The following is a 21987-nucleotide window of genomic DNA, read 5'->3' on the forward strand; positions in this document are numbered from 1 at the left end:
CAAACTGTAGACTACAAGTATACAAAAAAGCCTCCGGTGAATGCCGGAGGCTTTAGCTAGTGGTTCGGTCAATGACTACGAACACAGGTGGTTACAACTCTCGAACCCAGATATTGCGGAAACCAACCGGATTACCGTGATCCTGCAACAGAATTGGCCCGGCACCGTGTGGCTGAACTTTCGGGTAACCAATGTACTCCGTCGTACCACGAATCGCTGCGTGATTTTGTACCAGAATACCATTCAACAGCACCGTTACGTAAGCGTAATCGAGCATCATACCCGCTTTATTGAACCGTGGTGCCTGATAAATGACATCGTAGGATTGCCACTCGCCGGGCTTCCGGCTTGGGTTTACCAACGGAATCGCCTGCTTGTAAATCGAACCGACCATACCGTCCACATAGGTCGGGTTGTTGTAGTTGTCGAGGACTTGTAGTTCATACCGGCCTTGCAAAAAGACGCCACTATTTCCGCGGCCCTGGCTGTTGCCTTCTACCTTCTCGGGCGTTTTGAACTCGATGTGGAGTTGAAAATCATTGAACTCCTTTTTTGAGCGAGCCGAGAATCCTTTGGTGGAGTACATTACCCCATCGGTTACCGGCCATTTCAACGGCCCTTCGTTGGTCTTCTCCCAGTTGGCGGGCGCGTAGCCTTTGATGGCAACCCACTGATCTGTGTTTTTACCATCGAAAAGCACAATGGCATCGGATGGGGGCGTCGTGCCGCTTGTGCTGGCCGAAAAATTACCGGGCGTCACAACGGGCGGCACTGGCTCCCAAATCTCAGTAGACTGTGGTGTTTGTTTGGTTGGCTCAAGCTGGGCTAAAGCCTGATTCGTAAAGGCAAGGCTCAGGCAGACAGCCAGCGATACACTTAAGTTTTTCATGGAAAAAATCCGGGTTAAAGAATTCCGTATATAAAACGCCCAAAGATAGGTTAAATGTCAATTTGCGGTCTTTTACATGGAAAAAATGTAACTTTCAGTCCTCAAAACTCCATTTTTTATCTCATGATAACCCCCTTTAGTACGACCCGTTTTTTCTGGTCGATGGGCGTAGGCTGGGCGGTTGGCATTGGGTTGGCCGTTGCTCAACCTGCTCCAGCGCCTGGTATTAGCGTTCCACTCAACGACTTAAGTGCGTTTACCTCCCCCACCGACAACTGGCGTATTGTTGGTAACGTTCGGGCTGATCTGAACAAAGCCAACACCATCACAACCGAAAAAGGCTCCGGCATTTTAGTGAATGTCCCGTTGGCAAAAATGCCAGTCGATGCCAAAAACCCCTACAAATACGATCTGGTTACCACGCTTCAGCATGGCGATTTAGATCTGGAATTCGACTATATGATGGCGTCGAAGTCAAATTCAGGCGTGTATCTGCAAGGCCGTTACGAAATTCAACTACGCGATAGCTGGGATATTCGGACGCCAAACGTGCATGATAACGGAGCCGTTTATGAGCGCTGGGACGATAAACGTCCCGAAGGCCAGAAAGGCTATGAAGGCCACGCAGCCCGCCAGAATGCCAGCCGTGCGCCGGGCTTATGGCAGCACATGAAAATCTCGTTCCAGGCACCCCGCTTCAACACCAATGGGCCCGGCGGGGTACCGCAGAAAACCGAGAATGGGCGCGTAATCCGGATTGAGCTGAATGGAGTGCCTATTCAGGAAGATGTTGAACTCACTGGTCCTACCCGTGGCTCGGCATTTGCGGATGAAAAACCCCTGGGGCCGCTCCGCTTTCAGGGTGATCATGGCGCGGTAGCTTTCCGCAACATACGTTATGTAGCCTACGACAAGCCACGCCCCGAACTGCTCAACCTTAAATACGCGGTCTACAAGGGCAAATATGAGAAAGAACCCGATTATGATAAAACGGCACCAGAATCGGAAGGAGCGACCAAGGTCCTTTCGGCCTCGGTCAGCCGAATTCCGAACGAGTTTTTAATTCGGTACTCGGGTACACTGCGCGTGGCCGAGCCCGGCGAGTATCGCTTCAACCTCGGAGTGCCAGGGGGCGGAGGTATGCTTAAGATCAATAACCAGTCGGTGATTACACCAGGTGGCTGGAATGGTAGCGGTAAAGCGACCCTACCCAAAGGCGATCTGCCCTTCGAGCTCTTTTATGCCAAATTTGTGGATTGGGCGCAGCCCGCCCTTGGCCTGACTGTTGCCGGACCCGGTGTCCGTGAGTTTGTTATCAGCGAAGGAGCGGGTAGCAACGGCGAAGAGGTTGACCCGATTATTATTGATGCGCCCGGCAACACGGTTCTCCGCAGCTTTATGGATATGCCTGGCGAGAAAAACACGCAGGGCCGCACGCTCCGTGTGGTTCATGCGATTTCCGTCGGCAGCCCCGAGCAAGTACATTATACGTACGATCTGGACAAAGGGGCCCTGGTACAGGTTTGGCGAGGTTCATTTCTGGACGCAACCCCCATGTGGCATGATCGGGGTGACGGTTCGTCAAGGCCCATGGGCATGGTTCAACGGTTGGGTGCGCCAGTACTTTTCCTGAGCAAGCTGGCGTCGCCACAAGCGAACTGGGCGGCCGATACCACCGGCTCCAGCTACCGCCCAAAAGGATACGTGCTGGACGAGAGCGATCGACCCACGTTTCGGTACCAGAGCTTTGGCTCATCCATCGACGATAAAATCCGGGTGTTGCCCGAAGGAAAGGGTGTTCAGCGTGAAGTGACCATCACCAACCCCGCGGGCGATTTATACGCCCGGCTCATCAGCGGCTCAAGCATTACGCCCATGGATGGCGGCATGTACCTGATTGATGGGCAGGCGTATGTGCGTATAGACGATGCCTCTGGCGCCAAGCCAACTATTCGGGATGCCAATGGACGCCAGGAACTGATCGTTCCCGTGAAAGGAAAAGTGACCTACTCAATCTTGTTTTAAAGGCCCCAAACCCCAAAGGGGTAGTTTAAGCGATGAAAATTATACAAAAAATAATTCCCCTCATCTTCATAGCCGCCTTTACAACAACGGCTGCTTCGGCTCAGGAATCGCCGAAGGAAGAAGATTTTTTTAAGATTCTGAAAGTGTCGGCTCCCGAAGGTACGCTACTCGAAGTGGGTGGCATGACGGTGCTGCCCGACGGGAGCCTGGGGGTAGCCACTCGCCGGGGTGATGTCTGGATTGTTGAGAATCCAACCAGCCGGAAGCCATTCTTCCGCAAGTTTGCATCGGGTCTGCACGAGATTCTGGGACTTACTTACAAAGACGGCGCTTTCTACTGCGCTCAACGTGGGGAACTCACCAAAATGGTCGACTCGGACAAAAATGGGAAAGCCGATATTTTTGAAACCGTTTATGCCTGGCCGCTATCGGGTCATTACCACGAGTATAGCTTCGGTCCGAAGATTGCACCAGATGGCAGTTTCTTCGTAACGGGCAATGTAGCCTTCGGTGATGAAGAATGGTGGCGGGGCGAAAGCCGGGTCCCCTGGCGGGGCTGGACCATGAAGATCAGCGAGAACGGCACCATGCAGCCCTGGGCTACCGGTATGCGTTCTCCCTGCGGACTGGGCATTTTTGACGGCGAACTCTTCTATGCCGATAACCAGGGCGACTGGATGGGTTCCGGCGGCATCGTACACGTGAAGAAAGGGGCCTTCGTAGGTCACCCGGCGGGTTTGCGCTGGACGGGCATGCCCAACTCGCCGGTTAAACTCACTACCGAACAGTTTGACGCGAAGATCGACGAACGGCGTCGGCGGGATGAAAACGGACGGGCCATCAAACCTGAGAACGTCGTTAATGAGACCCCAAACGTGCTCTATGGTTTGAAAGAACTGTTTCCGAACGCCGAAATCCAGACGCCCGCCGTTTGGCTGCCCCATGGTATTCTGGGCATCTCAAACTCCGAAATCGTGCAAATTCCGGATGGAGCCTTCGGGCCTTTTGCGGGGCAACTGCTGGTTGGTGACCAGGGCATGAGCAAAATCTCGCGGGTATTTATGGAGAAAATAAATGGCGAGTATCAGGGTGGTGCCATCGAATTCCGCAACGGTTTCCGGTCGGGTGTCTTGCGGATGGCTTTCGCTAAAGATGGCTCGTTGTTCGTTGGTGAAACGAACCGGGGCTGGGGATCAGCCGGCGAAGCCAACGAAGGATTGCAGCGGGTAGCCTGGAATGGCGCTATCCCTTTCGAGATGCGTACCGTGAAAGCAATGCCCGATGGCTTCGAAGTAGAATTCACAAAACCCGTCGATCGGAAATCGGCCGAAGATTTAGCGTCTTACCGGGTCGAGAGTTTCCTGTATAAATACCACGCGGTATACGGCAGCCCGACGATCAACAAGGAAGCCTTGCCCCTCAAAGGCGTAAAAGTGTCGGCGGACGGCCTCAAAGCCCGAATCATTGTAGGCGACCTTCGTAAATACTACATTCACCAACTGACACTGGATGGCGTTCGGGGTGCCGAAGGCTCTTATTCGCTGGTTCACCCAATTGCTTATTACACGCTGAACAACATCCCCGAAGGCGAAAAACTGGCAATGAGCGAGGTAAGTACCCGAAATTCAGCGACTACGCCGGCCACACCAGCCGCTGCCGAAACAAGCAAAAAGGCAACGCCCGCCAAAGCCGGTGCCAAACCTGTTACGGGCGCTAAGCCTAAGCTAGTGGAAGGGCAGGCCGTAACAATGGCCAAAGCGCCAACCTACGATGAAGTAAAAGGCCTGCTTAACCGCCATACCTGTTCGGCCTGCCATCAGGCCAACAAACGGCAGGTAGGTCCGGCATTTGCCGATGTAGCCAAACGCAAATACACCAACGACCAGATTTTGAATTTGATCTACAGTCCAAAACCCAAAAACTGGCCTGACTATGCTACCGAGATGCCGCCCATGCCACAGGTTCCAAAAGCGGATGCGCTCAAGATAGCAGCCTGGATCAATTCGTTGGCAGCGTCCAACGGCAACACATCCGCTGGTGAACCGAAGCCTTAACTCCGCGCTTCACCTACCGATAAGTAACGGCCACCGTTGAAACATAGCCTGGCGTTAGGTTGAAGCGTGAAGTCCTTTATCAGTAAATTATGTTGCCTGTAAGCAAGAAAGCCATGGTCTTATCGACCATGGCTTTCTTGCTTATGCGATTTTGATTATCTATATCCATTCATTGTTGAACTAGTTGTGACAGCCTACTGTCACGCCCGGTTCCAGATTACCACAGCGCAAGGGCTATAGCATAGGCAAGTGGTTAAAAAATTAATCTCATCAGCCAGATAGCAAGCAGGATAAAGACGAGAATAACAATCGAAAATATGATTGTCCAGGGGCCAGGCACAAAGGGGTTTTTCTTCATACAAGTAATATGAGGCCATTACGGTTTGTTACAAAATACGTACTTCCCGAACGAAGTACGTATTTTGGAAAGTACAAACTTGTAAAAAGCAAAAAAGTAATCGGTACATGGGGAGAGGATCTCCTAACCTGTCTGATAGGCGTCAGCAATGTAAACAAGTTTTAACCTTCACTACTAACGCTTGCAAAATGGCATTGCGAGCAAGAATTGTATCACTTAAGCGGAGAGCTCTCCTGATTTCCCTACATGGTTATTAGCCAGCAAAACACCTGTATACAATAAGTCTACTTTTTGACTATACTAACAAATATATAATTTTTGCTCCCATGTAACCTTAAAGACCAGAAAATAATTTAATAGCCTGTTTTCGAACAACCTCCTCGTTTTTCACACCGAAGCCCAAAATCCAGAGGTAATCTATTCAGTGGCTATAATGAGGAATATTCATACTAGCACCTTAAAAAATACAAGTGCTTATTTTCTCATTTTCCATAAGAATAAACTTAAGTAAAATATATAGTCCCAAACTAGCCAAGGTTTGAAACTTAGAAATACTAAACTAATTCATATCATACACTTACAGCTTTCAACATTATAAAAAGCTCTTTACCTTCATAATGTTATTTCAATAACGCACTTATCAATTATTTGCCTAGTAGCACTCTGTGAGTCGTTCGTTTAGTAATTATCAATACGGACAACCTCAATAAAGTATAGCGTAAAATATACGGTTTCATACAAGTAGACGCTATAATGTCCAGTACTAAGGTTTTGGTTTAGGATGTATAGTCTTTCCCTATCACCTCAGCTAAAATTACAAGCTAAGAAGTCCAGGCCATTTAAGCATTTCCAGGGCGTCTACAAAGACTTACGGGATTCAGTTACTACGTGTTTGCCTACATATTAGTTTTATTTTTCGGCAAAGACTATACATAACAAGCGATTTTATTTTAACTATCGCTCAGGAATTTATGTGCTTGAACAGACCATGCCCATAAATTTTACCTACACATTAACGAACTATGTTTTCCTGATCAGCAATGAATACCAATAGTTTATTGGTACTAACAATAGTTTAAAATAACCTTTCAGATTATGTCAGCGAATACGTATACATACACACAACATCAGTTAGTCGAATCAGATGGCCTAAATATTAGAGCGTTGCTATCAAAGTATAGTAAATTATGGCCCTGGTTCATACTATCTACAGTATTAATGCTTGCTATTGGCCACATTTATATATCAAACAAGCAACCAATATATAAAATACAAGCTAGTTTACTGGTTCAGGATCAGCAAAAAGGGAGCGAACAATCCAGTTCATTAAAAGAATTAGGTGTATTTGCGCATAAACAAGTTGTCGAAAACGAAATTGAAATTTTACGCTCGTTCACCCTCATGAACCGGGTCGCAGATAAACTTCATCTAGATGTACGTTACTTCCAGAATACCACCTTTGGTAAGCGAGAAATTTATACTGATTCACCAATCGAATTAATTGTTGAGTCAGGCAAGCCCGAGCTGTATAAAAAACCGCTGGAAGTAAGTATGCTAAGCAATAAAGCAGTAAAAATAAATGAACAGGTTTATCCCGTAAATCACGCGATAGAAACACCTTACGGGCGCCTTAAAATCGTAACCAAAAAACAAACTTTTGACAGCGAAAATCCCTATTCTATCCAGGTCACTAAACGAGCTACATCTGTAAAAAATTACCTGACTAATCTCCATGCAATTCCGACAGGAAAAGGCTCAACAGTAATCTTGCTTTCCCTTGAAGATGCCGTACCAGCCAAAGGCGAAGCTATATTAAATCAATTAATAAGAGAATATAATGAAGCTGCTATAATGGATAAAAACAAAGTGGCGGCCAGCACTTTAAAATTTATAGAAGATAGGCTTAATATCGTTTCGGGTGAATTGGCTTCGGCCGAAAGAAATGTAGAGCAATATAAATCACACCAGGGTATTACTGACCTGAGTGTACAAGCGCAAACATTTCTGCAAACAGTACAACAAAATGACGCCTTGATGAACCAGGTACAAATTCAGCTTGCCACGCTAAATGATCTGCAAAAATACATAGAAGGCAAAGGCGATACCAGAGGAAATACACCAGCCGTCGTTGGTTTAAGTGATCCCGTTCTTTTGAGCCTCATTAATAATTTAACCCAGCTTGAGCAGCAAAGGGATCACCTTTTGCATACTACGTCAGAATTAAATCCGCTGCTGGAAACGGTCGATAGCCAGATTAAAATAACCAAAAATAATATGGCTAGTACAATCCTGACTATGAAGAATATGCTGCTGAGTACGCAACGTCAGTACGTCGAAAAAAACGGCTCAGTTGAGGGCGCTATTCGGACAATTCCGCAGAAAGAACGAGTGCTCATGGACATTACCCGGCAACAAGCCATAAAAAATAGCTTGTATACGTATTTGCTCCAGAAACGAGAAGAAACAGCTGTTGCTTTTGCCTCAACAATGGCTGATACGCGCACGATTGATACGGCCTTAAGTGAAGATGAACCTGTACGGCCTAATAAGTCAATTATTTACGCCTTATTCAGCCTATTAGGACTTGTTATACCAATTGCTGTGGTGGCCAGTAATGACGCGTTAAATAACCGGGTAACACGACGGATTGATGTTGAAGAAGTTACACAGGTTCCAATTCTTGGTGAGCTGGTAAAAAAACGGCAAAAAGGCTCATTAGTGATTACCCCCAAAGGCCAATCCGTTATTGCAGAACAGATTAGAACCCTGCGCGCCTGCCTGCCCTCTCTCCGGAATGAAGCCACAGAAAGCCAGGCGCTGCTCTTTACATCAAGCATTAGTGGAGAAGGGAAGTCGTTTGTATCGATCAATCTAGGGATGAGTCTGGCTTATGTGAATAAACCGACCGTTATCCTGGATATGGATTTAAGAGCGCCTAAACTTCATAAAGTTTTTTGTCTCAATAACTCAATAGGCATTAGCGATTATTTACAGGGAGAGGCTACGCTTGATGATGTGTTGACACCTGTACCTGGCAGCACCAATTATTATGTCATTACAAGTGGAAATATACCCATCAACCCGTCCGAATTATTAAGTAGCCCGCGGCTTACTCAATTAATTACAGAGCTCCGCGACCGATTTGATTATATAATTATTGATACCCCACCTGTTGGTCTCGTTTCTGATGCCCGAATAATTGCACCCTTGGTTGATACCACGTTCTTTATGGTTCGTCATAACGTAACGCCGAAGAACCACCTGCGAATGATTGATAAGCTGCATATGGATAATCGGTTTCCTCGGTTAAATATTATCCTGAACGCTGTTGACGGCAGTGACGCTTATCAATACAGTAATACCCAAAACGAAGACTACGTGTACGGAAAGCCAGGCCGAAAAAAATGGATACTGTCCTGATAACGTAGTAAACGCTAATTAGCTTGAAGTGGCCTCCTCTTTATCCATCAATAAAACATATTAATTATGTTAACTTCTATTAACGTCAAAACCTTTCAGCCAGAAGTAGAACATGATACGTTGTTTATTGAACAAAAACATATCAGTGTCTATAAACGCTTATTCGATCTATCGTTAGCCATTCTAATGACGGTATCAATTCTGATATGGCTAATTCCACTCGTTGGCCTGCTCATTAAGCTGGAATCACGAGGGCCTATACTTTTTATTCAATTACGAACAGGGCGTAATGGCCGACCTTTTTTTTGTTTTAAATTCAGAACGATGACTTACGAGCACAACGCTGTTTTTAGGCAAGCCACAAAAGATGATGAGCGCGTAACACGCATAGGAAAATTCCTGAGAAGAACGAATATAGATGAGATGCCTCAGTTCTTAAACGTGTTACTCGGTAATATGAGTGTTGTTGGGCCCAGGCCGCATGCCGTCGAGCATGATGCGAACTACTGGGGCGTTCTAAAAGGATATCATAATCGCTATGCGGCATTACCCGGAATTACTGGTTTAGCGCAGGTTCGTGGTTCACGTGGCATTACGGATAAATTTGTAAAAATCCACCACCGATTACAGTATGATCTTTTTTATATTAGAAAACACACATTGCTGTTCGATATAAAAATTTGTTGGTGGACTGTAACAGAAATGCTTAAGGGCGATAAAAACGCCTGGTAATTGCTGATTCGATAAACATGTCAGTTAGTTGTTTACTTATCGAAAAAAATTTCAGAAGCAAGTTGCGCCTAATTTAATTCAATTAGTTCATTTATGTCTACAGCATCACGGGTACTATCTGGCAGTGCAGCATCCTGGGCACAAATTGGAGTCACCATGGTATCGCAGATAGCATTGGTCCCAATTTATTTGTCTCATTGGAGCGTTATTACCTATGGTATCTGGCTGTCTACTTATGCACTGATCAGTATTTTATCGATAGTGGATTTTGGTCATCAGGAATTTTTAGGGTACGAATTTTTGCGCATCGGCAAAGAAAATAATCATGAATTAAGTAATTATTTATGGTCGGGTATATTCATTAACATACTCATCAATCTGGCGGAAGTTTTACTGATCGTTATTTTAATTAATACGAATTCATTAGATTTTCTGATCAGCAAAGCAAAGAATACAGATACTACGCTTATTCATGACGCCGGACTCGTTTTATTATTCCAAAGTTTTACCTGGCCAGTTTTCGGTATAGCTGGAATATTTTTTCGAGCGCTGGCTCCTTACGGACATTCTCCACGCATGTTCTGGTGGAATTTCCTTACCGCAATTGTAAATTCTGCCGCGCCGATTACGGCTGTAATCTTTGGGGCTGATTTATTGACAACGGGATTAATAACAGCCTGCGCAATAACCATTTTCAATATTCCGATCTATATAGATTTGTTCTTTTTAGCCCGAAAGGAAAAGATCAAATTCAGCAAGCCATCCTGGGCATTAGGCTCGTATAACTTCGTCCGTTCATTAGCCATATTTGGGAAAGTGTTGCTTGAAAATGTTCGGCAACAGGGCGTACGGCTTTTTCTGGCGCCTTTATCCGGCGCTACCGGACTGGTCGCTTTCTCAACCATGCGTACGGGGGCCAATGTTGCCTTGCAGGGATTGCGGACTATAACGAATCCGCTGATGCCCGAACTGGTACGTTTTTTACACCAGCGCGATCAGGACCGGGTCGATGCCTCGTTTGGCATCATATGGATCATGGTCGTTGCGCTCATTGCACCTGCCATCGTTGTTTTGCAGGCCGTTGTTGAGCCACTGTATACAATCTGGACTCGTGGGCAGGTTCCTTTCGACTCCTTATTGTTCGCCATCCTTTCGCTGGCTATTCTGGTTTATGCCGTAGCGCAACCGGCCATGGCAGTTGTGATCGGCAATAATATGCTGGGGCCTCAGGTCGTGCTTCCGGCCCTGGCAGCCTTTATTGTGATTGCCGGACTCTTCATTCTGGTACCGAGCAATGGCATACTTGGCGCAGGCGTTGCCTTACTGCTGGCCGAGATAGCCGCTGCCATTGGGTATAAAACGGTGGCCAAGCGCTGGCTGGAAACGAATGACTTACGGTGGCCCAGGCAGCCATTCAGTATAGCGGTTATGTCGATTTGGATCGCTGCCTTTGCCATGGGAGCCATGACGCAACTGCCCCACATGAAGTGGATGATCCTCCTGGTGGCTATCGCTCTGTTTTCCTGGAATTTCTGGCGGTATTGGCAAATCCTACCCGCGTTTGCAACAAAACGTATCCGAAAACTCCTGATGAATTTACCAGGTGCACGAAAAATGCAACCCGTCGATCAATTGTCTGACTAAAGCCTGCCTATCTCTACTCTCACTTCTTTCAATCGCCTGTTTGAGCTATCCAGGACATTAATCGTTAAGCAGCATGACCCCTAAGATACCAGATGCATATGAGCGGCCAATGGCTTACCCGGAACAGGAGCAGTTTGCCCCAGAAGCAACTGAGAAGTTTGTTTTTATTGTGGTGAGGTGGTCCTGGATTACGCTGATTATAGCTTCTGTACTGCAATGTATTCTTTTCCAAGTTACTGCCAACTGGGTTGCCGTTATATGCGTACTCATTGCCTGGGCCGTTACGACAAAAGTCTTTTTACGTTCAAGCGTTTTACTGAACTACCCGCTTTCTACGATTTTAGTCCTGGGTTTTGCCTCAACCCAATTCTACTTTCCCTTATTATTCACCCTAATTGAAAGCAAGCCAATTATCTTTAATCTGGAGCGTCCCTATGACGTATTTCTCCACTCAATGGCTTCGCTATTCGTCATTGTATTGGCGCATATTTTTTATCAACTCGTCTTTAAAAAAACAATTAATCGAACCCATTCCGTCCTTAATAAAGTCGGCTTTTTTAATCCACCAACTAGCCTTCAATTATGGCTGATGGGCTTGATGGGCGTTGCCGCTACATTTTATAGTTACATATACACGCCCGTTGGCTGGTCTCCAACGGGAGCCGCATCCGACAAGTTCATTCAGGCATTGATTCCGTTCTCATATGCGCCTTACTTTATTCCGGTTGGAAAGCTCTATGGCAGCAAGGAAACAATCACAAAAAGAACGACGATTTATTTACTTGTATTTACCATCTTCCTTTTTATTGTCAGCATTGCCCGTAACAACCGGACTGGGTTTATAGTCGGTTTCACATCCATCAGTTTCGCTTATGGGTTAGGGCTACTGATTGATTATTTCAAGCCCCGTTTTTTTACATTAAAAAACGTATTTATTGGCGCGATAAGTTTATGGATTATTACCGGCCCTGTTGCCGATGTTAGTACGGCTATGGTTATGGTTCGGGACGACCGCCATAACATTACGTATACAGAACTTCTGGAGCGAACGTTTATCAATTTTTTTGACAAGGAAGGAATCCGATTATTTCGATTGATGGGCACCGATATCGCAGAGAATCGATTCTGGGACGAGTATTATATGGACAATATTTTCCTGGCCCGGTTTTCCAACCTCAAATACAATGACTTAAGTCTTATAATGGCATCGAAGGTCAGCAACCCCGATTCGGATATGCTGAATTACACCATCGATCACTTCTTTGCCATACTCCCACTGCCTTTTTTACAAACGCTCGGCATTAATGTTGACAAAGGATTTGTTAGTTCTGGTTCATTCGGAGATTATTTCCATTATAAAGTAACGGGAAATCCCTGGGCCATTGGGGGCTTTCGAACCGGGCATCTTTCTGGCGTAAGCATGTCGGCATTTGGCTGGTGGTATTTAGCTATTTTAGGCATAGGCATTATTCCGGTTTTTTTACTTTATGATAAGTTTTCAATAAGAAAACTGACCCGATTCTCTACCAAAAAATCAACGCCAATAACCTTTAGCTTATGCGGTTTGCTGGTTTTAACAGACATCTTTCGATTTCTGACTATTGAAAGTGTAGAAGGCATAGGTACGTTTTTATTACGCGGCTGGATACAGATAATACTACTGTATATTCTGTTTTATCATTCAACCCGTTTATTGGATAAGCTCATTAAGGGAATAAGTGGTCAAACGATTAAGAAATTACGAAATGTGCAGTCAGAAAAATACATGCTGCCAGTTTATCATAAGGTCATTAAGCTCCGGGACAATTAGTAAAAATTCTTGATACTATTAATTTTTCGTCGATACTATACAACCTATATTATGAAAGCAATTGGCAATAAAGTTCTTATTTATAGACTTGGCAGTTTGGGCGATACAGTGATGGCTCTTCCATGTTTTCATAAGGTAAAAGAGTCTTTTCCAGATGCTGACCTAACCTTGCTAACCAATCGTCCGGTTGCCACAAAAGCGGCTCCACTGGAAACCGTATTAGGGAAAGATTATTTTTTTAACAGGGTGATGAATTATCCGGTTGGCACCAGAAATCCATTCGTTTTTGCCGATCTAATCTGGAAAATACGATCCCTGAAAATAGATACTGTGGTTAGTCTGATGTCGGCCAGATCGCAACTAGCGATCAAACGTGACCGGTTTTTCTTCAAAACGGCCGGGATTAGCCAGTTCATCGGTTTTGCAGACGAAAATTCCGGTACGTCTCCTGACAGTTCCAGAGAACCCGAATGGGAGGCTGTTCGATTAGCCCGACAGGTAAATACGCTGGGGGTAGTTCCGCTTGATGACAACCACTATTGGGACCTCCGACTTACTGCTGTTGAGCTTCAACTAGCCCAACAGGCGCTGTCTACTATTTCATCCCGAACCCCAATCATAGCCGTCAGTATTGGCACAAAAAACCAGGCCAATGATTGGGAGCCCCACAACTGGACTAAGCTCTTCAACCAGCTTCAGGCTTCCTTACCGGGCTGGCGACTGGTGTTGATCGGGGCCGCTGAAGAAGCCGAACGGTCGGCTAAACTTCTGGAAGCCTGGGGAGGTAACGGACTAAACCTTTGCGGAAAACTGACGCCCAGAGTTTCAGCCGCTGTTCTGAAACGGGCCAGCGTCTTTGTTGGCCACGACAGTGGCCCAATGCATCTGGCGGCCTGCGTTGGAACGCCTTGTGTCGGCATTTTTTCGGCGAGGAATCTGCCCGGTCGCTGGTTTCCACGAGGGTCCAGAAACCAAATTATTTATCACCGAACGGAGTGCGCCGGTTGCGGCCTTGAGGTTTGTGTTGAGCAGCAGAAGAAATGCATCCTTTCGATCACCGTCAGTGAAGTGCAGGAGGCTATACTGAAAACCATTTCGATCCGAAAGCAGACTGGCTTTTTAGCCTGAATACAGTGTCATGGTAAAGTATCAGTGAACCCTAATGGCTTCGAAATCAACCATTTATCCATGAAAATTCTCCATGTTATTGCTGGCATGAATCCGAACCTAGGCGGTGTAAGCCAAGCTGTCCGAACCATGTGTACCGAGCTTTCGAAACAAGGGATATACAATGAAGTAACTGGTCTTGATAGTCCCGGAGAACCTTTTCTGCTAAATGAACCGGCGCTCATTCACATGTTGGGTCCGGCCAAAACGCCCTGGTCTTATGGGGCTAAGTTCAGGCCCTGGCTGGTGGATAATCTTCATCGATTCGATATTGTTCTACTTCATGGACTATGGCTTTACCATGGCTATGCCTTGCGGAAAGCCATTCAGGCCTGCCGGAGCCAGTCAGGGAATGAAGCACGGCCACGATTTTTCATCATGCCTCATGGTATGCTGGACCCCTATTTTCAACAGGCCCCGGGCAGAAAAATGAAGGCACTCCGCAATTGGCTTTACTGGCAACTAATTGAAAGTAAAGTAATTAATGAGGCCGATGGCTTATTGTTCACTTGCGAAGAGGAGAAGCAACTCGCTCGGGAGCCTTTTCACCCCTACAAACCAAAATCGGAGATTGTGGTTGGCCTGGGGGTTGAGGAGCCGCCGGTATACACGCCGGCCATGCGGGAAGCCTTTCTGGAGAAATGCCCGGAGCTGAGCGATACGCCTTACATCCTGTTTCTGAGCCGTATCAATCAAAAAAAAGGGGTCGATCTGCTGGTGAAAGCCTACCAGCAGATCGTCAATCATTACGCAACTGCCGAAGTAGGCATTTCTCAGCATGAAGCCCTGCCTGATGAAGAGGTACGTATACCCAGACTTCTCATTGCGGGTCCTGGGCTGGATACGCTCTATGGGCAGGCTGTCCAGCAGTTGGCGCAGGCAGACCAGGCACAGGAATCAGCAATTTCTTTTGTCAACATGCTCAGTGGCGATGCCAAATGGGGCGCCTTTTATGGGTGCGAGGCTTTTGTGCTATCGAGTCATCAGGAAAATTTTGGTATTGCCGTTGTCGAAGCGCTGGCTTGTGGAAAACCTGTCCTGATCTCGAATCAGGTAAATATCTGGCGGGAAATTGACCAGTCATGTAGTGGTTTTGTTGCACCCGACACTATTGATGGCGTGTACCAGGTAATACAGCAGTGGCTGAATTTATCAATGGCTGAGAAGCAACAAATGAGCAAGAATGCCCTGGAAACATTTCAAAAAACATTTTCAATAGTGCTTACGACTCAACATCTAATTGATGTATTCAGCACTTGATAAGACAGCCTTTCATATCTTTTTATGGCGAATTGCCATTATCCAGGAAACGTTTTTCTATCCCTATTTTATCAGGTAAATACGTCGAAAAAGGCAGGTGTTTTTAAAATAGTCATTGCAACGAAGTCATAACGTTCGCTTATTTTCCGAGATCATGAGCAGCTAACCCATTTTGAATTTCTGGTAAGCTCACTATTGAAACTTGATACAGGCTCGTATTTATTAATCCTGTGTTGAACCTTGTTATGAAAAGAAATAAACTCGACAGTTTGATACTCCTAAGAGCTATAGCCGTAATTGCTGTATGCTTTTGTCATTTTGGGTATCCGCTATACGCCGAAAACGCGTATAACGATTTATTTGTCTTTTTCTACGACTATGGAAAATACGGTGTACAAATTTTCTTTGTCGTTTCGGGCTTTGTCATACCCTTAAGTTTGTACATGGGCCGGTATTCAATTGAGTATTATTTCCGTTTTCTCCTGAAACGGCTTCTTCGCTTGCATCCACCTTACCTCGCAGCCCTCGCCCTTACGTTACTAATAAGTTTTTTCTCTTATAAAATACGCGGCATAAACTATCCCGAAACAGTCGAATCAATCATAGCCAGTTTGTTTTATTTTCATTTTCCAGACGACAATCCAGTATTCTGGACATTAGCTGTCGAAGCAGAATATTACCTTTTCATCGGTTTACTTTATACTATAATTGTAAAGTTACCCAGGACATACATCCTTGTATTCACGCCAATCCTGATACTAATTGGTCAATCACAATTAATAGACTATATTCTGTTCTTCTCGTACATCGTTTATTTTTTAATAGGCATTATCGGGTTTATGATTTACACAAACCAAGGCTCGAAAATACTCAATACCATTGCGTTAATTTCCCTACTTCCGTTGACATATGTAGTATACGGAGCTACAGAAGCGTTGGTTGCATCGGTTACAATTGGCTTTATTTTAGGGTATCAGGGATCCATAGGTAAGTTGCCAAATTTTATAGGGGAAATATCATATTCATTTTACCTGATTCATTTTCCGCTTGGCATCAAGTTTATTAATTTACTTAATCCTTATTTTTCTCCAGTCAACAAATGGATACTTTTCCTTCTAACCATTTTAGTGACGACTTTATTAGCGTGGATATTCTACAGGACGTTCGAAAAACCTTTCGCTAAACTCTCCACAAAAATAAAATACACATTCTCTACGTCAAGCCATCCCGTTCTTGAGCCGGAGACTTAATATCCCTGCACTTTATTCTTCAAACCATCCATAAACGGTTTCTATTTGTCGGCACTTGTTGATTGCGATGCACTTTTACCGAATGGATGAGCGCAAGGTAAAGAATTCAGCTTCGCGAGTCATGGCCTTGTAAAAGACTGGAACTATAAAATAAGCCAGGTCGATGCGGCTCATCGTTCCTGGGGCCGATAAAGAATACCAACTACATACGTCAATGCTATCAAGCCATACTTATTCGAATCCAGACCCTTATCTGCGGCCTTCATTTTCGGTCCGAAATAAGCTACGTCGACTGTTGTGGAGCGTTACCTGGCGCTTACTCTGCCAGTGGACGCCCAACCCAATGCACGCCTGGCGCATCTGGATGCTACGGCAGTTCGGGGCCAAAATCGGCCGGACAAATTTCATTTATCCCTCCTGTAAAATATGGGCACCCTGGCTATTGGAGACAGAGGATGTTGTTACGATTGGCTCCGGGGTCGAGATCTACAATCCCGGCGGAATTTACCTGGGCCACCATTCTATCATTTCCCAGGACGCTTACCTGTGTGGCGCAACGCATAATTATAACAGTGCCGAATTCACCTATTTGAAAAGTAAAATTACCATTGGCCCCTACGCATGGGTTTGCGCCAGAGCGATTGTCTTACCTGGGGTTCATTGCCGGGAAGGCAGCGTCCTTGGGGCAGCTGCGCTCACATCAAGAAGCCTTGAGCCGTGGACAGTCTACGGTGGCAACCCCGCCAAACCCCTGAAAGAGCGTCATAATTTTACGGTTAAGGAAGAAGTTTACTGATATGATTGCAGAAATTTTACCTCAAAAAGAGTACGATGTGTGTGTGGTAGGCAGCGGCCCTGCGGGCATTACACTCGCTCTTGAGTACAGCCGTCTGAACCGAGAACGGCAAGTGCTGCTCATTGAATACGGCTACAAAGGACAAGCTCCCGTGAATAGTCTCGACGATACAATCGAGATCAAAAATGCCATAAATCATCACAGCCCTTATGAATGCACGAACAAAGGGCTGGGCGGTTCATCGGCCACCTGGGGCGGGCGGTGCGTTATGTACGACGAGATTGACTTCATTGATCGCCCAATTGTGGCAGACGGTTGCACCTGGGGGCCTGATTTGTATCGGGAAATGACGAAGTATATTCCCCGCGCAGCCACCTATTTCGAATGCGGCAATCCCGTTTTTGATCTCCACGAATCATCCAACTATGGGAACGCCAGAATCGCCGAAAACTTTCGGGAAGGAATCGTGACAGACTCTGTCGTTGAGCGCTGGAGCATGCCCACCCGGTTTGGCGACCGCTATGCCAATGATATTGCTGCACAGGCAAACCTTACGCTGATTCAGGGATACGAAGCCCGTGACTTTGCTGCACCAGACCAGAGGGGTAACGTATCGTCGATGTTTATCCGGCATGTCAAAGACAAAAAAATCTACGAAATCAAAGCCAAAGCGTTTGTACTTGCCGCCGGAACGCAGGAGAGTACGCGCATCTTACTCCGAAATACGCAGCTCTTCAAGAATCTGGGCACTATTCCAAGCGCTTTAGGTAAGTATTACCAAGGACATATTTCGGGAAAAATTGCCTCCATCCAGTTTACCGGAAACCCGTCAAAAACAGACTTTGGGTTCTTGCGAGACAGTGATGGGACGTATGTGAGACGGCGTTTTCAGTTTTCCTCTAAATTTCTTGCCGAACAAAATCTGCTGAATACAGCTATCTGGCTCGATAATCCGCTTTACTTTAACCCAAAGCACCGTAGTGGGGCCATGTCGTTCATGTACCTCGCCATGATCATGCCCATTTTAGGCAAAAAGCTGGCGCCCCCCGCGATTGCCCACTCGATCACCAAAGGAAAGGTAACGGGTGTGCCTCAACACGTTTGGAATATTGTTCGTGGTTTTCCTAACTCATTGACAACCCCGGCGTCTATTTTCTACAAACGGTATTTTTTGAACCGGAAACTACCGGGCGTTTTCCTCTTCAGTCCGCAGAATCGCTATGCACTTCATTTTCACGCCGAACAGGTGCCTGACGCCAACAATCGCATGGAGCTTGGCCCTGATGGCGAAGGCCTGGTCGTTCATTATGATCTGACAGAAGCTGACATTCAGTCGGTGATCAAATTACACCGCGTACTCGATACATGGCTGCGGGACTGTGGCTGTGGCGAGTTGATTTACTGGTACACCGAGGACGAGTTGCCTGCCGCCATCCGCAGTATGTCCCGCGATGGTATTCACCAATCGGGTACGACCCGGATCGCCGATTCTCCTGCCAAAGGAGTAGTCGACCAGAACCTAAAGGTGTGGGGCACGCAAAACGTCTTTGTGTGCAGCAGTTCTGTTTTTCCAACCTCCGGGCAGGCCAACCCAACCTTCTTTTTGGGCGCTTTTGCCATACGCCTGGCCGAATACTTAAGCGACGTATATGAAAACAGTGGAATTAGTCAGCGGAATTAAGTCTTCTGCTTTAGGCTTTGGTTGTGCGCCAATACTAGGCTCGGTTGATAAAGTAAAGGCGCAACGAGCGCTCGACTGTGCTCTCGATTGTGGCATTACCCACCTCGACCTAGCCCGTTCTTATGGGTACGGAGAAGCTGAAGAATTTGTTGGAAAGCGCATCAAAGGCCGTCGGGACCGGGTAGTTCTGGCCAGTAAATTTGGGGTTCAGGCAAACTGGAAAGCCGCCTTGTTCAGACCAGTCAAACCACTGGTCCGCGTGATGCTGGATACCTGGCGCAGGCAGTCTTCGCCAGAAAAAATAACATTGACATCGAATAAGCCAACTAGCGTAGCTGATCGTTTCCATGACCGAATTCCACTGCGGGCCATGCAGATGCGCCAAAGTCTGGAAAAGAGTTTGCGGGCGCTAAACACGGATTATCTGGATTATTTTTTCATTCATGAGCCCCAGGAGGATCTTATCTACTTTGATGAATTAGCGCTCACGGCCGAGCAATTGAAGAGGGAAGGAAAAATCCGGGCCTGGGGGCTAGCTTATTTTAGGTCACAGGAGCCTATCCACAAAGCCTATCTCTCGAATTTCGATGTTCTGCAATTCGACAATTCTCCGGGTTCACCAGGATACGATCATGTGGTAGCAGAGCGGGGTTCACGAGCTAATATTTTATTCTCACCACTCAGCGGAGGCACAAAAACCATGACGCCATCCGAAAAGCTCAACAAGCTTTTTGAAGACTTTCCCAATAGTGTAGTCCTTTGCTCGATGTTTAATCAGCAACATTTAAAAAATAATATTGAGTCAATACGTTCATTCAATAATAGTATACTATAAATGTACTACTCAGTTAGCCGAATCGATAAACATAAAACAACTATATGTAAAGCCAGCTATAAGTAACCGACTTTACATATACTTTTAACTGGAAATAAGTTTATTTTCAAAGAAAAAATACTGGCTAATCAATCATAGCAGGCCTGTAATTTAAGAGAAACAAGTAGACTATATCAACAAAAAATAGTATACCATTTTCTACATATCTGCTTATAATCAGGCAACGGCTAAAAATGCTTTATTTTAGTAAACAATCAGCAAAATAAAGTACGTCATTAATAACGCATTGGCAAAAATTTTACTTAGCGGAAATAAAAACTGATTATCAATCAGTTAAGCTAAATTTCATCTTAATTTATAGAAAGAATGGCTCTTTTTCGGGTAAATCAGAATAGCGGTTATCAAAGTAATAAACAGTAGACTAAATAATGACTATCAACTTTTTTAAGAAGCTTACTATTTACGTTTTTCAATTATTGGTAATATTTATTTGGACCTTAGTCATCAAGTTGCCTGAAAAGACAGTCATCTTCCTTAATAAAGTATATTGATTTTTCATATCGATTAACCACCTGAAAATCAGAAGTTTTACTTGTTTATTCTGTATCAAATGAGTAGTCTTGTAGTATGACTTTTTATCCATTTTATTTCTCTTCTGAATGAACCTACCCGGTTACCGTTGAGGAAGTACCCGTAATTTACGCCGATCATGAAACACTCTTCTAATTCAGTATTCACAAAAGTGGAAATCATAAAAATACCAGGCGAACCTGTTCGTCAATATAGGCTACCAAAAAACAGGCTGCATCTTAATGGTTCGCTTAGCAGCTAGCCAAGTATGAACGCACAAGTTCCGAGGTTTTTGATCGGTGAAGTCTAATCTGAATAAAAAAAGTGCTATCCAGGAATTACATCTTAATTGATCTATCCTCAGCGCTTATTTTCTAGTCTATTTGTCAGACCAATCAGTTATCATTTTCAAGGTAGAGTAGGCATCATGTACATTAAATTTTTCGATTAAACAATCACCATTTACATAAGGCTTCTACCACACGTCATCTTAACTATGAGGCTCATTAATTACTAAGTAAGAAGCCATTTTATGCAGATGCTATAACCGATCAGGAAGTGCATTTATCGACAAGCAGCGTTCATCTAAAAGTAAACTAGTTCGATACATTATGATATCAGTTCTCATACTTACCAAAGACGAAGAACAGGATTTACCCAAATGCCTGAAGTCCGTGTCATGGTGCGATGATATTCATGTATTCGATTCATTTAGCAATGATCGAACGGTTGAAATAGCTCAGAAAGCGGGGGCAATCGTTACACAGCGAAAATTCGATAGTTATGCGGCCCAACGTAACGCTGCGTTACGAGATTTACCGTACAAATATCCATGGTTGTTTATTCTGGATGCAGACGAGCAAATTCCCGGTCAGTTGCTTTCTGTAATGCAGGAACATATCCAAAAAGCAACGGATACAACCAACGGTTTTCGGCTTAGGCGAAGAGATTACATTGGCAAAAAATGGCTCAAATATTCTCAAATGACGCCTTTTTATATTCGCCTGGTCCGTTTGGGGAAAGCCCATTATCATCGGGAAATTAATGAAGTTCTGGAGGTTGACGGAACGGTAGAAGAAATCGACGGCTATTTCAACCATTACCCGTTTTCGAAAGGGTTTCGGCACTGGCTCAACAAACACAACCAGTACTCATCCATGGAGGCTAAGCGCTGGGTTGAAGAGCATAAGGGGAATATCAAATTCTCGGTAAAAAAGGCCTTACTCAACCGTGATTTCAGCGACCAGCGCTACCACCAGAAAGGCCTTTTCTACAAGTTACCCGGTCGGCCGCTGATCAAGTGGTTTTACATGGTTTTCTGGCGTCTCTCTTTTCTCGACGGCCAGGCTGGCTTAACCAACGCAACCCTTCAGGCGATTTACGAGTATTTTATTGTACTGAAAACGAAGGAGTTATTAAGAGAACAGGAGCATCTGAATAGCTAGCTCCCGACACTATACAACCTGAAAGAATCTTCCTCTTTTTAAAGCATTTAC

General features: G+C 45.4%; 14 protein-coding genes. 13 read left to right on the forward strand and 1 reads right to left on the reverse strand.

Features of this window, described 5'->3' with window-relative positions; all coding sequences use genetic code 11:
- Nucleotides 1-91: 91 nt before the first annotated feature.
- A complete protein-coding gene (locus SD10_RS22435) occupies nucleotides 92-889 on the reverse strand; it encodes a 3-keto-disaccharide hydrolase (protein ID WP_046576921.1) in 798 nt (265 codons plus the stop codon).
- Nucleotides 890-1012: 123 nt separating this feature from the next.
- On the opposite strand from SD10_RS22435, the gene SD10_RS22440 reads away from it, so the two are divergent.
- The 13 genes from SD10_RS22440 to SD10_RS22500 all read left to right on the forward strand — a co-directional run bounded on the left by SD10_RS22440 (nucleotide 1013) and on the right by SD10_RS22500 (nucleotide 21936).
- Nucleotides 1013-2914 carry a family 16 glycoside hydrolase gene (locus tag SD10_RS22440; protein ID WP_046576922.1) on the forward strand — a complete coding sequence of 634 codons (1902 nt, stop codon included), beginning with the start codon at nucleotides 1013-1015 and terminating at the stop codon, nucleotides 2912-2914.
- Between the two features lie 32 nt (nucleotides 2915-2946).
- Nucleotides 2947-4968, forward strand: coding sequence for a c-type cytochrome (locus SD10_RS22445; protein ID WP_046576923.1), 2022 nt, complete (start codon nucleotides 2947-2949; stop codon nucleotides 4966-4968).
- A gap of 1453 nt (nucleotides 4969-6421) precedes the next feature.
- Complete coding sequence (locus SD10_RS22450; RefSeq protein ID WP_046576925.1) at nucleotides 6422-8746, forward strand: GumC family protein; 2325 nt, start codon at nucleotides 6422-6424, stop codon at nucleotides 8744-8746.
- 66 nt (nucleotides 8747-8812) lie between these two features.
- Entirely contained in the window at nucleotides 8813-9478 is a 666-nt protein-coding gene (locus tag SD10_RS22455; RefSeq protein WP_046576927.1) for a sugar transferase, read from the forward strand.
- Between the two features lie 93 nt (nucleotides 9479-9571).
- On the forward strand, nucleotides 9572-11122 hold the full coding sequence (locus SD10_RS22460; protein ID WP_148562491.1) for a lipopolysaccharide biosynthesis protein: 1551 nt from the start codon (nucleotides 9572-9574) through the stop codon (nucleotides 11120-11122).
- A 73-nt stretch (nucleotides 11123-11195) separates the two neighbouring features.
- Entirely contained in the window at nucleotides 11196-12932 is a 1737-nt protein-coding gene (locus SD10_RS22465; RefSeq protein ID WP_046576932.1) for a hypothetical protein, read from the forward strand.
- 51 nt (nucleotides 12933-12983) lie between these two features.
- A complete protein-coding gene (locus SD10_RS22470) occupies nucleotides 12984-14060 on the forward strand; it encodes a glycosyltransferase family 9 protein (protein WP_046576934.1) in 1077 nt (358 codons plus the stop codon).
- 60 nt (nucleotides 14061-14120) lie between these two features.
- Nucleotides 14121-15359, forward strand: a complete 1239-nt coding sequence (locus SD10_RS22475) for a glycosyltransferase (protein WP_046576936.1) — start codon at nucleotides 14121-14123, stop codon at nucleotides 15357-15359.
- 245 nt (nucleotides 15360-15604) lie between these two features.
- Nucleotides 15605-16609, forward strand: a complete 1005-nt coding sequence (locus SD10_RS30550) for an acyltransferase family protein (protein ID WP_046576937.1) — start codon at nucleotides 15605-15607, stop codon at nucleotides 16607-16609.
- Between the two features lie 214 nt (nucleotides 16610-16823).
- On the forward strand, nucleotides 16824-17405 hold the full coding sequence (locus tag SD10_RS22485; protein WP_046579995.1) for an LbetaH domain-containing protein: 582 nt from the start codon (nucleotides 16824-16826) through the stop codon (nucleotides 17403-17405).
- Nucleotide 17406: 1 nt separating this feature from the next.
- The gene (locus tag SD10_RS22490) at nucleotides 17407-19086 is read left to right on the forward strand and encodes a GMC oxidoreductase (protein ID WP_046576939.1); all 1680 of its coding nucleotides are present in this window, start codon (nucleotides 17407-17409) and stop codon (nucleotides 19084-19086) included.
- Complete coding sequence (locus tag SD10_RS22495; protein ID WP_046576941.1) at nucleotides 19055-19921, forward strand: aldo/keto reductase; 867 nt, start codon at nucleotides 19055-19057, stop codon at nucleotides 19919-19921. The genes SD10_RS22490 and SD10_RS22495 overlap by 32 nt, the downstream gene beginning before the upstream one ends.
- 1181 nt (nucleotides 19922-21102) lie before the next feature.
- On the forward strand, nucleotides 21103-21936 hold the full coding sequence (locus SD10_RS22500) for a glycosyltransferase family 2 protein (protein ID WP_046576943.1): 834 nt from the start codon (nucleotides 21103-21105) through the stop codon (nucleotides 21934-21936).
- The last annotated feature ends 51 nt before the right edge of the window (nucleotides 21937-21987 follow it).

The organism is Spirosoma radiotolerans (genome assembly GCF_000974425.1).
Taxonomy (GTDB): domain Bacteria; phylum Bacteroidota; class Bacteroidia; order Cytophagales; family Spirosomataceae; genus Spirosoma; species Spirosoma radiotolerans.

Excerpts from the sequence above, each read along its gene's own strand:
- SD10_RS22475 (WP_046576936.1), top strand. The coding sequence starts at position 14,121 with ATGAAAATTCTCCATGTTATTGCTGGCATGAATCCGAACCTAGGCGGT.
- SD10_RS22470 (WP_046576934.1), top strand. The coding sequence starts at position 12,984 with ATGAAAGCAATTGGCAATAAAGTTCTTATTTATAGACTTGGCAGTTTG.
- SD10_RS22445 (WP_046576923.1), top strand. The coding sequence starts at position 2,947 with ATGAAAATTATACAAAAAATAATTCCCCTCATCTTCATAGCCGCCTTT.
- SD10_RS22435 (WP_046576921.1), bottom strand. The coding sequence starts at position 889 with ATGAAAAACTTAAGTGTATCGCTGGCTGTCTGCCTGAGCCTTGCCTTT.
- SD10_RS22500 (WP_046576943.1), top strand. The coding sequence starts at position 21,103 with ATGATATCAGTTCTCATACTTACCAAAGACGAAGAACAGGATTTACCC.
- SD10_RS22460 (WP_148562491.1), top strand. The coding sequence starts at position 9,572 with ATGTCTACAGCATCACGGGTACTATCTGGCAGTGCAGCATCCTGGGCA.
- SD10_RS22450 (WP_046576925.1), top strand. The coding sequence starts at position 6,422 with ATGTCAGCGAATACGTATACATACACACAACATCAGTTAGTCGAATCA.
- SD10_RS30550 (WP_046576937.1), top strand. The coding sequence starts at position 15,605 with ATGAAAAGAAATAAACTCGACAGTTTGATACTCCTAAGAGCTATAGCC.
- SD10_RS22485 (WP_046579995.1), top strand. The coding sequence starts at position 16,824 with ATGCTATCAAGCCATACTTATTCGAATCCAGACCCTTATCTGCGGCCT.
- SD10_RS22440 (WP_046576922.1), top strand. The coding sequence starts at position 1,013 with ATGATAACCCCCTTTAGTACGACCCGTTTTTTCTGGTCGATGGGCGTA.
- SD10_RS22495 (WP_046576941.1), top strand. The coding sequence starts at position 19,055 with ATGAAAACAGTGGAATTAGTCAGCGGAATTAAGTCTTCTGCTTTAGGC.
- SD10_RS22455 (WP_046576927.1), top strand. The coding sequence starts at position 8,813 with ATGTTAACTTCTATTAACGTCAAAACCTTTCAGCCAGAAGTAGAACAT.
- SD10_RS22465 (WP_046576932.1), top strand. The coding sequence starts at position 11,196 with ATGACCCCTAAGATACCAGATGCATATGAGCGGCCAATGGCTTACCCG.
- SD10_RS22490 (WP_046576939.1), top strand. The coding sequence starts at position 17,407 with ATGATTGCAGAAATTTTACCTCAAAAAGAGTACGATGTGTGTGTGGTA.